Source organism: Xenorhabdus sp. PR6a (assembly GCF_028599065.1).
Taxonomy (GTDB): Bacteria; Pseudomonadota; Gammaproteobacteria; order Enterobacterales; family Enterobacteriaceae; genus Xenorhabdus; species Xenorhabdus doucetiae.
On record NZ_JAQRFJ010000081.1, the window covers coordinates 1 to 11496 of the forward strand.

At 41.3% G+C, this 11496-nt stretch carries 10 protein-coding genes; 6 read left to right on the forward strand and 4 right to left on the reverse strand.

Annotated elements, in window-relative coordinates:
* Positions 1-5: 5 nt before the first annotated feature.
* Positions 6-638, reverse strand: coding sequence for a LysE family translocator (locus tag PSI15_RS15930; protein WP_273584383.1), 633 nt, complete (start codon positions 636-638; stop codon positions 6-8).
* A gap of 405 nt (positions 639-1043) precedes the next feature.
* Positions 1044-1985, reverse strand: coding sequence for a Kdo(2)-lipid IV(A) acyltransferase (locus PSI15_RS15935; protein WP_273584384.1), 942 nt, complete (start codon positions 1983-1985; stop codon positions 1044-1046).
* A gap of 464 nt (positions 1986-2449) precedes the next feature.
* Between PSI15_RS15935 and PSI15_RS15940 the strand changes: the two genes are divergently transcribed.
* Positions 2450-3124, forward strand: coding sequence for a hypothetical protein (locus PSI15_RS15940; RefSeq protein WP_273584385.1), 675 nt, complete (start codon positions 2450-2452; stop codon positions 3122-3124).
* Between the two features lie 102 nt (positions 3125-3226).
* On the opposite strand, the gene PSI15_RS15945 is transcribed toward PSI15_RS15940, so the two are convergent.
* The gene (locus PSI15_RS15945; protein ID WP_045970165.1) at positions 3227-3979 is read right to left on the reverse strand and encodes a M48 family metallopeptidase; all 753 of its coding nucleotides are present in this window, start codon (positions 3977-3979) and stop codon (positions 3227-3229) included.
* A gap of 769 nt (positions 3980-4748) precedes the next feature.
* On the opposite strand from PSI15_RS15945, the gene uhpT reads away from it, so the two are divergent.
* The 4 genes from uhpT (at position 4749) to PSI15_RS15965 (ending at position 9810) form a co-directional block, all read left to right on the forward strand.
* Entirely contained in the window at positions 4749-6125 is a 1377-nt protein-coding gene (uhpT, locus tag PSI15_RS15950; protein ID WP_273584386.1) for a hexose-6-phosphate:phosphate antiporter, read from the forward strand.
* Positions 6126-6335: 210 nt separating this feature from the next.
* Positions 6336-6944 (forward strand): transcriptional regulator UhpA, encoded by a 609-nt coding sequence (uhpA, locus tag PSI15_RS15955; RefSeq protein ID WP_273584391.1) that lies wholly within the window; start codon positions 6336-6338, stop codon positions 6942-6944.
* Complete coding sequence (gene uhpB, locus PSI15_RS15960) at positions 6944-8467, forward strand: signal transduction histidine-protein kinase/phosphatase UhpB (RefSeq protein ID WP_273584387.1); 1524 nt, start codon at positions 6944-6946, stop codon at positions 8465-8467. The genes uhpA and uhpB overlap by 1 nt, the downstream gene beginning before the upstream one ends.
* 8 nt (positions 8468-8475) lie before the next feature.
* Positions 8476-9810, forward strand: coding sequence for an MFS transporter (locus PSI15_RS15965; protein WP_273584388.1), 1335 nt, complete (start codon positions 8476-8478; stop codon positions 9808-9810).
* Between the two features lie 9 nt (positions 9811-9819).
* On the opposite strand, the gene PSI15_RS15970 is transcribed toward PSI15_RS15965, so the two are convergent.
* Positions 9820-10374, reverse strand: coding sequence for a GNAT family N-acetyltransferase (locus PSI15_RS15970; RefSeq protein ID WP_273584389.1), 555 nt, complete (start codon positions 10372-10374; stop codon positions 9820-9822).
* 159 nt (positions 10375-10533) lie between these two features.
* On the opposite strand from PSI15_RS15970, the gene rlmA reads away from it, so the two are divergent.
* Positions 10534-11343 (forward strand): 23S rRNA (guanine(745)-N(1))-methyltransferase, encoded by an 810-nt coding sequence (gene rlmA, locus PSI15_RS15975; RefSeq protein WP_273584390.1) that lies wholly within the window; start codon positions 10534-10536, stop codon positions 11341-11343.
* The last annotated feature ends 153 nt before the right edge of the window (positions 11344-11496 follow it).

An 11496-nucleotide genomic window follows, 5' to 3' on the forward strand; every position in this document is an offset into this window, starting at 1 on the left:
ACGGTTTAAAACTGACTAATCAGTAAGTTAACAGCTAATGCTATAAATATTAAACATGTAATTTTATTAAGGGCAGTTTGTATTGATGGGTTATTGGATATAGCACTATTTAAAAAGCCGGACAAATAGGATATTAGTGCAAATACAATAAAAGCAATACAAACAAATAGTAAACCTAGACATAATAGTTGCAGAGAGACTGGAATGGCATTCACATTATTAGTGGTAAATTGAGGAAAGAAAGCCAGAAAGAAAATAATAACTTTGGGATTCGATAAGTTCATTATCAAACCTTTTTTAATAAGTTTTTTATTATCGTTAAAATTTTCAGTATTGCCTTTAACCTGAATAGGTTTGGCTTTAAAAGCACCCCAAGCCAGATAACTTAAATAAAATGCACCAAATAATTTGATAATTTCAAAGATTACCGTATTGGATCGTAATAGTGCTGAAACTCCTAGTGCAACTAAAGATGTATGTATTATTAATCCAATACATAAGCCAAGGGTAATTAATACTCCAGATTTTCGTCCATTTATTGCAGATTGACTTAAAACTAAAATATTGTCAGGGCCAGGCAAGAAGCACAGGAAAGTTGAAATACTGATAAATGTAATAAGTGTTTCTATAGAAGGCATAGGGCAAGATCTCGTATTTTTAATTGGTTTTTTGGTTAAAAACAATACACTTTAAATTTTAAAATCACACTGAATGGTTATCAGCACCTATCAAGAAAAGAGTATTGAATGGATAAAGTTATCAATATCTATCAGACGGATCATACTTGAGCAAAGTGGAATCCCACCTTGATGATATGAACCCTCTAATGATTATAATAAATTAAGGTAATCCATATGTGAACTCTGAATAAAAAGCGTATGCAATATTTATTGCAAAACTGGGATCTTATTCAATAAAAACAAAATATTAATACAGAGATAATAAGCTTTTCTTGAGTATTTCTGACTCGGCAATGGAGATTTATAACATTTGAGCGGAGGGTATTGGCTGTTACTTGGAAAATAACAGCCGGATTGTGTTTATCAGTGAATATTATCGTTGTCACCATACAAAGATGGCATACCGTCGGGACGAGTTTTGAAACGACGATGCAACCACATATATTGATCAGGAGACTGCATAATTTCTTTTTCGATCACCTTATTCATAAATGTTGCTGCTTCTCCTTCATCTTGTAACGGAAAATTTTCCACGGCGGGTTGAATAATTAATTCATATCCCTCTCCATTGGCTAATCTTCGGGGCGTAAAAGGGAGCAGAGCAGGTTTGGCTAAACGGACGAGAATTGAAGTTCCGGTCGTGGTTGCAGCATGTTCAACCGCGAATAGTGGGGCAAATACGCTGTTGCGTGGGCCGTAATCGTGATCAGGAGCGTACCAGACAATTTCACCATTTTTCAGGCATCGGATCATACCCTTAACATCTTTCCTGTCCAGCATGTATTTATTGGAACGGAGCCGTCCCCAAGTTTGTAGCCAATCTATGACAGGATTGTCATTTGGACGATAAACACCAATACCTGGATTGAGCATGCCAAAAATACGCGCGCCTAATTCCAGTGTTAGAAAGTGGATACCAATGACGATAATTCCTTGGCCTGTGGATTGCACTTTTTGGATATGTTCCCGTCCAGTGACTTTGAACCAATGCTTGATCCTCCAGTCAGGCCAAAACCAGGCCATGCCAGTTTCAAACACGCCCATTCCAACCGATTCGAAATTTTTGACTAGCCATTCATGCCGTTTCTCTGCTGGCATATCGGGGAAACAAAGAGTCAGATTGCGCTCTGCAACTTTAGCCCGTTTTTTTAAAAAACGCATTGATAATCGGCCAAGTCGGGTGCCTATCCAGTAAATCACGGGATAAGGCAATAAAACCAGTAAATAAAGTATGCCGATACCTAGCCAGGTCAGCCAGTAGCGGGGATGTAAAAATGAACGATGAAAAGGAGGTGCTTGTATCATGTGTTTTCAGTAGTTGATGCCTAAGATAGGCTCTAAAAGTTATCTTGGCGTATTGTGACACTTTTTAGTGGAATATCGAAATATATTGTCGTTATCATCTCACGATACTGGCGTGAAGGAAAACATAAATCACTATCCGCTAACGGCCGTTTTCGTTATGATATCCAGCCATCAATGGGGCGATCATTGAAGTTTTTTATTTTTTGTCATCGAAATTCAGGAAATTACTTTTGTCGCTATGCCTTTATATTAATATTAAAGATTTGTAATTCTAATTGTAACGATGCTAATCCTAGTATAGCGTTACAAGCGTCGTGGATTTCAAGTTTTGGCAGCAGAACAAACTTCCAAGAACATAGGATAATTGCATGTTGGTGTTCGGGAATTGTTCTCATCTCGCAGTTAACTAATCTGCAATTTGAAAGATAAAAGGTATATTAAAGTTAATTGTTATGAATGAATGTATGGCCCAAACAGAGATAGGCCATCCTAATATAAATGAATTTTTTCATTTTGATCAAAGATACCTTCGAAATCCTAATTATAATATAGGAAAAGGATTATGTTTTGGTATTAGTTTTTGTCTTTTATCACACTTAATCTTTAAAAGACATTCAGATATACTATGTCCAGAGATGTCATTCAATTTTGCAAGAATATATATAGATAAACTGAGGCATTCATTTTCACATGATGATAAAAGCATGTATCAATATATTATAAAAAAACAACAGCGTGAATCACAGGATGATTATCTTAGGTTATCAGAAAATGTAAGCATAAATGAACAAAATGGCTATGGTATATTATCTATGGTGCGTATTGATAATGATAATAACCGTAGCTCTCACCCTGGTTATCATTATAACAGTTACAAATCGCAGAGTAATCACGTGGGAGTTATCGTTTGGGATAGTAGCAAATTATTTATATTTAAACCGAATTGTGGTGGTCTTTTATATCATTCTATTTGTGGGGCTTTAAATAAAGAAATGTTTCCTCAACTCGTTGATAGTTTAATTGATAATATGTATAGGAGAGCGAGCAGGGATGGCCATTCCAGGATAAAAGAGATACCCAGGCCAAATAATTTAAGACATTACTTAACTAATGTTGCTGTTAAAACCGGACTCTACTAATAAGTGACCGTTTTGATTGTCAATGTTTGATAGCATAACCTTTATTCAGTTATGAATAAAAAAGCGGTGCCACTGACACCGCTACAATCTGTACAGAACTTATTATTTCTTGTCTGCAATGATACGATCACGAATGTGTTGAGCACGTTCCTGTGAAGGCGGATGTGAATCAAACATGCTGGTTTCACTACTGCCCAGTTTAGCCAGTTTCTCGAAGCTGGTTGCTAAACCTTCAGTTTTGATACCGCGTTTTTTCAGTCGATCATAGGAGAAGTCATCAGCCTGACTTTCCTGATGCTGTGAGAACTGCGAGTTGATCAGTTTTTCACCCAATTCTGCAAGCTGAGAGTCGCTTAGTTGTTTTGCTACTCCACCGGCTGATGCAACTGCGGTGCGTGCAGCAACGGCGGCATAAGCAACTTGTATTGCCTTACGGGAATGGCCCAGCGCAACGTGACCCATTTCATGACCCAGAACACCTTCAACTTCGTTGTCGTTCATCATGTCCATCAGGCCGCTGTATACACGCACACAACCGTTAGCCATTGCCCATGCGTTCACATCCTTAGTCAGGTAAACTTTATAGTTAACGGGAGTACCGTCAACTTCGTTACCTAAGGCTTTGGCGATTTTGTTCAGACGCTTAGTGTACTGGCTGGATGCTGGTGCAATTTTATTCTGTGCATCCATCTCCTTACATGCTTGGTCAGTTATCTGTCTGACATCAGAATCACTCAGCGTCGCCGCCTGAAATAATTGCATTCCGGAGTGAACCAGCATTCCTTGATCGAGATTTTTACAACCTGTCAGAATCACAGTAGAAACAGCTACCGCAACAAGAGCTTTCATTTTCATAATGTTATTTTTTCCTTTGTAATACATGCAACTATAATGTTTTAAGAGCATTAAAAGACGATAAATTCTGCTAAAAATAATAATAGGAATAAACCCCAATATTTATGATTATGTGAATTTGATAACGTTTTTAATAAAAAAAACAAATAATAAGTATAATAATTGGACTTAAATTGACTTAACCAAATAATTTTTCGCTTAATTAATTATTTTGGAAGCCTTTAACCAAGATGAGCTGTTTAGTGACTATTCCTGCCGAAGCAGATAAAGCACTGTTGATTGTTCAAAAGTGATTAGCGGCATCGCTGGTAGCTGTCTACCTTCATGGTTCGGCTGTGGTTGTTGGTCTTCGCCCCCGCAGATGCGCGCGAGACCTATTTGAGTGGATGTGGAGAAGATTGGCAAAATCGCCAGCAAGAACTTCAGCTCACAGTAAGTTCACTGCATGATTGTGTGCTAACGAATCTATGATCCCCGAAATAACTCTTACTTTGCCCTTTACTGACTGAGCAAAAAGTGTGATTACTTTCACGCTTTATGCCCGAATAGTACAAAACTAGGAAATATTCCTAACTCAACTAAGACCTTAGCTCAAGCCAACCTTCCTCTAGTTTTTTAAACTGACCAGATAATAACTATATCTGCATCTGCGAAAATTATATTTACGAAAAATATATCTACGAAGAGTATCGCTTTCTTGCGATTTGCCTTTTTTATTTTCACCTGCTTCAAAAAGGCCCTTTTTCTCGTGGTTATCTAAGGATTTCAAATGCTTAAGATTCTAGAACAAATTCGCAAGCCAACGCTGGATCTTCCAGTGGAAGTGCGCCGTAAAATGTGGTTCAAACCCTTTATACAGTCGTATCTGGTGGTTTTTATTGGCTATATGGCGATGTACTTGGTACGTAAAAACTTTAACATCGCCCAAAACGATATGATATCGACTTACGGTTTGTCGATGACGCAACTGGGGTTGATAGGGTTAGGTTTTTCGATTACTTACGGGATAGGTAAAACCGTCGTTGCTTATTATGCGGATGGCAAAAACACCAAACAATTCTTGCCCTTTATGCTGATCCTGTCTGGTATCGCCATGCTAGGGTTCAGCATGAGTATGGGGAGTTCCAGCATCAGCATTTTCCTGATGGTGGCGTTTTATGCGTTAAGTGGCTTTTTCCAAAGTATCGGCGGGCCTGCCAGCTATTCTACTATTACGAAATGGACGCCGCGTAACAAGCGTGGAACCTATCTGGGTGTTTGGAATATCTCACATAATGCCGGTGGTGCCGCTGCGGCCGGGGTTGCGCTTTTTGGTGCCAACTATTTCTTCAATGGCCATGTGATAGGGATGTTTATTTTCCCGTCGATTATCGCGCTGATCATTGGTTTTATTGGATTGCGTTATGGTAGCGACTCCCCGGAAAGTTACGGTTTGGGTAAGGTAGAAGAGTTATTTGATGAACCTGTCAGCGAAGAAGATATCGCGGCAGAAGAAAACCAGATGACCAAACGTGAGATCTTTGTTGAGTATGTATTAAAAAACAAAGTCATCTGGTTACTCTGTTTTGCCAATATTTTCCTCTATATCGTGCGCATTGGTATCGACCAATGGTCAACCGTGTATGCGTATCAGGAATTAGGGCAATCAAAAGAAACCGCCATTACTGGCTTTACTATGTTCGAAATCGGGGCATTGGTAGGCACATTAATGTGGGGATACCTGTCAGACTTGGCGAATGGCCGCCGTGCTCTGGTGGCCTGTGTTTCGTTAGGTTTGATTATTGTCTGCCTTGAATTCTACCAACACGCATCCAGTGAATACATGTACTTGGGATCGCTGTTTGTGCTGGGCTTCCTGGTATTTGGACCACAATTATTGATTGGTGTGGCGGCGGTTGGTTTTGTACCGAAGAAGGCGATCAGCGTGGCTGATGGTGTAAAAGGAACATTTGCTTATTTAATCGGTGACAGCTTTGCTAAGCTTGGTTTAGGGATGATTGCTGACGGTGTGCCGATCTTTGGTTTGACAGGCTGGAAAGGGACGTTTGTTGCCCTTGATGCTTCCGCATTTGTATGCCTTAGCTTGCTTGTTTTCGTTGCTATTGCGGAAGAGCGGAAAATTCGTAAAGCGAAGAAAACGCATTAAACCATACTGAACCCTGTACGGATGCTGCTGTATATCCACAGTAGCATCTTTTTATTACTCTTTGCTTTGATTTCCCCTAATGTTCCACTTTCTATTTATTGCAAATAGCCTATTACAAACCGCCTATTACAAACTACCTACTGTGAATTGTTGCGTAGCGATATCAATAAGAGTAGTTTAATCCGACGCTTAATTCGATAATAAATGATGATGATTAAAGTAGCATTAGTTGATGATCATGTTGTTGTACGTTCGGGATTCGCTCAATTGCTGAATTTAGAGCCCGATATTGAAGTGGTGGGTGAATTCAGTTCATGCGCTGAAGCCCGGCAAGGGTTACCGGGATCGGGGGCAACGGTTTGTATTCTCGATATTTCGATGAAAGAGGAAAGCGGGCTTTCACTACTGAAAGATCTCCCCTCTGGCATTACCTGCATTATGCTGAGTGTCCATGATTCTGCTTCGATGGTGGAAAATGCGTTAAAGGCGGGTGCACGCGGCTATCTCAGTAAACGTTGCAGCCCGGATGAGCTGGTTCAGGCGGTGCGGACGACCGCCAATAATGGCTGTTATCTTACACCGGACATTGTCCTTAATTTGACGTCATCAAAGCGCAATCCGGCTTCATTGGAACATTTAACTAAACGAGAACGGCAAGTTGGGGAGATGTTGGCGAGTGGCATGGATGTTAAAGCGGTAGCGGCTGAATTGGGATTAAGCCATAAGACAGTCCATGTTCATCGCGCCAATGCGATGAGTAAATTAGGGGTAACCAATAACGTTGGTTTGGCGAATTATTTTGCCACTAGTGATCTCTGATGCGCCAGTATTTGATCAATTCGCTTTGCGGCTGGTTACTGTTTTCTTGTTGGTGGTTTTGCTTATGGGTCATCGCTTACTATTTTGTCAATGACTCTGAACTGGCGATCTTATTTTTTCCTTTTGCATTACGCCTCGGTATTGCACTTCATACACCCAAGCGTTATTGGTCGGTTATTTATTGTTCAGAATGGGGACTGACTGTCTGTTTGGCGCTGTTAATGAGTCAGCCGCAATGGCTTACCGTGTTGACTGCCAGTATGGCCAGTGTTCCTCTGGTTTGGTTTGCCAGGCACTACTATTGTGGCAGTCAATGCCAGCGATTCGCGGTCATGGCTGGTCTTATTCTGACAACGTCCATGATCAATGTGGTGGCGATCAGCAATCATCATTCTGCTTTGAGCATTGCGTTTTTGGTGAGTTTAACTGGCGGTGTTATGCTGATCCCTTTGTGCTATTTAGTGTGGCACTATTTGTTTCAAAAGATTTGGCTGCCCCTGACTGCCAACCTTGTATCCCAGCGGATTCAGTTTCACCTGAAACCTATTATTCTATATACCTTATTGTTTATACTGAATATTATTATTCAGGTTGGCCTGCCGAATGAGTTGCGCTATTTTGCGCCATTCTGTCTGGCGATCCCCATTATCCTGTTGGCTTTTCGTTATGGCTGGCAAGGCGCGGTGGTCGGTACGTTGTTGAACAGTATTGCCCTAATTGCCGCGCGTAGTGGTGTTTCAAATCTGGAGATCACGGATCTCTTGTTATCCCTGTTGGTTCAAACAATAACGGGAATTATGTTGGGAATGGCAGTGCAGCGTCAGCGTGACCTGAATGCACAGTTAAAGCGCCAGCTCTATCGTAATCACAGCCTGTCCCGTCAATTGGTGAAAGCAGAAGAGTCGGTAAGGCGGGAAATTGCACGTGAGCTGCATGATGAAATTGGTCAGAATATTACGGCTATTCGGACACAAGCGAATATTATCCAGCGGGTAGAAATGGCACCGATTAGCGCTAACTGCGCGAAAACGATCGAATCATTATCCCTGAATGTTTATGATACGACGAAAGGATTACTGAGCCGGCTGCGGCCTAAAATTCTCGATGATCTCGGTTTGAAAGAGGCGATTGAACAATTATTGCGGGATATGGAATTTAACGCTCATGGTATATTCGTCGAAATTCATTGGGCAGCGGATTCCGCGATGGCCATCGAACAACTCAGTGATACAACTAAGATTACGTTATATCGTCTTTGTCAGGAAGCCCTGAATAATGCGATGAAATATTCTCAGGCAGATCGTATTGAATTGCATTTTTCTGTTAAGGGAAAGATTCATTTATTGATCAGAGATAATGGTGTTGGCTGCAAGGCCGAAGATCATATGAAAGGATTTGGTTTACGTGGTATGCGGGAGCGTGTGCAGGCCCTCGGGGGAAGATTCTCAATTCACAGTAAAAAACGACAAAGTGATTCGATCTCTGCGGGAACGGATTTGTCTATTATATTGCCTAAACTTTAAGATCAATCATGACAGTCTTTTTTCAACCCAAACCAGTACATGATAACCACTTCGCTGATGAAGAAATCAGGGAACTATATCGTTATTGGCGCCTGCATATTATGTTGAGTCTCTATGTGGGATATGCACTATTTTACTTTACCCGCAAAAGTTTTAATTATGCGATGCCCGCCATGATAACCGATCTCGGCCTTGATAAAGGGGAGATCGGCCTGATTGGGACGCTGTTTTATATCACCTACGGTTGTTCTAAATTTCTTTCAGGTATTATCTCTGATCGTTCTAATCCGCGTTACTTCATGGGAGTCGGATTAATTGCCACAGGGATCATTAATATCTTTTTTGGTCTATCCAGCTCGATTGTGATGTTCACCTTTTTGTGGATATTAAATGCATGGTTTCAGGGATGGGGGTCGCCGCCATGTGCCAAATTACTGACCAGTTGGTATTCTCGCTCAGAGCGGGGTTTTTGGTGGTCTTTATGGAATACGTCACACCATATAGGCAGTGCGCTAATTGCACTGTTTATCAGTTTTTTGATGTTACATTTTAGCTGGCGAGAAGGGTTTATTGTGCCAGGTTGTTTAGGTATTTTAGCCGGAATATTTTTATGTTGGCGATTACGTGACAAGCCCACCACAATGGGGTTGCCGACCATTGGTCAATTTCGCAATGATCATTTAGAAAAGAGACAAGAAAACCAAGGGCAAGGGCTAACAACCAGAGAAATCCTGAAAACTTATGTTTTTTGCAATAAATATATCTGGCTGCTTTCATTGAGTTACGTTCTGGTCTATCTCGTCCGTACGGTCATTAACGATTGGGGAAATCTCTATCTGACGGAATATCACCATTATGATTTAGTGAGTGCAAACGCGGTATTGTCACTTTTTGAAGTCGGTGGCTTTGTCGGTTCGCTGGTGGCAGGGTGGGGATCTGATCGCGTGTTTGGCGGTAATCGTGGGCCAATGAACTTGATATTTGCGATGGGGATTTTTTTGTCCGTGGCGGCTTTATGGCTGATGCCTGTGACTGGTTTGATTTTTCAATCCATTGGGTTTTTTACCATTGGTTTTTTCGTTTTTGGTCCGCAATTGTTGATTGGCATGGCGGCTGCGGAATGTTCCCATAAAGATGCTGCGGGAGCCGCCACGGGGTTTGTTGGCCTCTTTGCTTATACTGGTGCGGCACTTGGCGGTTATCCTTTTGCGGTTATTTTAAAGCATTACCACTGGACGGGGCTATTTATCACCATTTCTGTCTGTGCCGTCATGATAGGTTTATTATTACTGCCGTTTTTGCAAGCGCAATTTTCTAAGCAAAGAATGCAGAACAATAGTTAAAGATCTTTATCAAGAAAGAGAATGCCGGTTACACCATTCTTCTTTGGTTATTTCCCAGAATTCACAGTTGTACTTTCCTGAAACATAGTCTTTTTCTTCAACTTTTATCAGTCTTTCCCCTTGTGCCAATGAAATTTTTTTTGATCTTTGGTTAATGCCGGCTTTTTGTGTTCTGAGGACGGTTTGTCCCAGTACGTGAAACCAATAATCCGTCACTTTTTCACAGGCTTCCCGCATCAATCCTTGCCCTTGCTGCGCTAAAGAAAGCCAGAATCCTCGGTTATTATCTGATTTATCATATAACCCAATCACACCAATAAGCTCATCAGGCTGTTTTTTTACGCGAATAGACCATAACCAGGATTTTCCTGATCGTATGGCGGGAAGAGCGACTTTTTTTACAAAATATTCTGCGCCATCATCGGGATAAGGCCAAGGGACTGCGTGGCTGTCAAGGTATTTGACGATATCCCAATGAGGAAATTTTTGCTGGATTTGAGTGGCATCGTCATCAGCCCGTTTTTTTAATAGCAGCCGTTGGGTTTCGAGATCATGGTATGGCATCTGACCCTCACATTGTAAACAAAATGTTATTTAGCGGTAATGTGAGGCAATAGATTTAGCGCTGAAAATAGTCAATTCAATTTCTTTAGCTTAGTAAAATAATGGGGAACAAAAATATGTTATAGTGCGCCCCTGATTTTTCCTACCTATCGAAATGTTATGTCTTATCAATGTCCTTTATGTCACTCTCCATTACTGTTTTCCCACCATCAATGGTGTTGCGAAAACAATCATCAGTTTGATTGCGCAAAAGAAGGGTATGTTAATTTACTGCCTGTGCAGCATAAACGCTCAAAAGAACCTGGTGATAGTGTGGAGATGATGCAAGCAAGAAGGGCGTTTCTGCATTCAGGCCATTATCGGGCACTGCAACAAAAAACGATTGAGTTGCTTAACGCATATTTACCCGAACGCGCGGAAACTTTGCTGGATATTGGTTGTGGTGAAGGTTATTACACCGCCGCAGTGCAGGAACAGTTGCAGTGGAAATTGGCGGTATATGGATTGGATGTGGCGAAAGTTGCCGTTCGTTACGGTGCCAAGCGTTATCCTGAGGTTAATTTTTGCGTGGCATCCAGCCATCGGCTGCCATTTGCGGATAGCTCACTGGATGGTATCTTGCGGATTTATGCTCCTTGCAAGGCCGCGGAATTGGCCAGGGTAGTAAAAACAGCGGGTATTGTGCTGACGGTAACGCCGGGGCCTCGCCATCTGTATCAATTGAAGGAGCTGATTTATCAGGAAGTGCATTTGCATCCTGAAAATCATGAACAGTGGGAAGCGTTTGAATTAATTTCAACTGAAACCTTGGCCTACGCTATGTCATTGAGTGGTGAACAAGCTCATCATTTATTGCAGATGACGCCTTTTGCCTGGCGGGCATCAGACGAAGTGAAAACGCAGTTAATGTCGAAAGAACAGTTTAATTGTGAAGCCGATTTCACGTTAAAAGTATATCGACGCATCTGATAATAAAAAACGACTGTGATCGGATTAAACTGTATAAGTGTAGTGGCAAGGGAAAGCAATGCCGGAATATGGCGAACGATATTCCGGCGTATGTACAGTTAATAAAGCTGCCATTCGAAAGTGAGAGTATTGGCAATAAATAATGGCTTATTC

Coding starts and splice junctions, on each gene's coding strand:
- PSI15_RS15935 (WP_273584384.1), bottom strand. CDS start 1,985: ATGATACAAGCACCTCCTTTTCATCGTTCATTTTTACATCCCCGCTAC.
- rlmA (WP_273584390.1), top strand. CDS start 10,534: ATGTCTTATCAATGTCCTTTATGTCACTCTCCATTACTGTTTTCCCAC.
- PSI15_RS15940 (WP_273584385.1), top strand. CDS start 2,450: ATGGCCCAAACAGAGATAGGCCATCCTAATATAAATGAATTTTTTCAT.
- uhpA (WP_273584391.1), top strand. CDS start 6,336: ATGATTAAAGTAGCATTAGTTGATGATCATGTTGTTGTACGTTCGGGA.
- uhpB (WP_273584387.1), top strand. CDS start 6,944: ATGCGCCAGTATTTGATCAATTCGCTTTGCGGCTGGTTACTGTTTTCT.
- PSI15_RS15965 (WP_273584388.1), top strand. CDS start 8,476: ATGACAGTCTTTTTTCAACCCAAACCAGTACATGATAACCACTTCGCT.
- PSI15_RS15930 (WP_273584383.1), bottom strand. CDS start 638: ATGCCTTCTATAGAAACACTTATTACATTTATCAGTATTTCAACTTTC.
- uhpT (WP_273584386.1), top strand. CDS start 4,749: ATGCTTAAGATTCTAGAACAAATTCGCAAGCCAACGCTGGATCTTCCA.
- PSI15_RS15970 (WP_273584389.1), bottom strand. CDS start 10,374: ATGCCATACCATGATCTCGAAACCCAACGGCTGCTATTAAAAAAACGG.
- PSI15_RS15945 (WP_045970165.1), bottom strand. CDS start 3,979: ATGAAAATGAAAGCTCTTGTTGCGGTAGCTGTTTCTACTGTGATTCTG.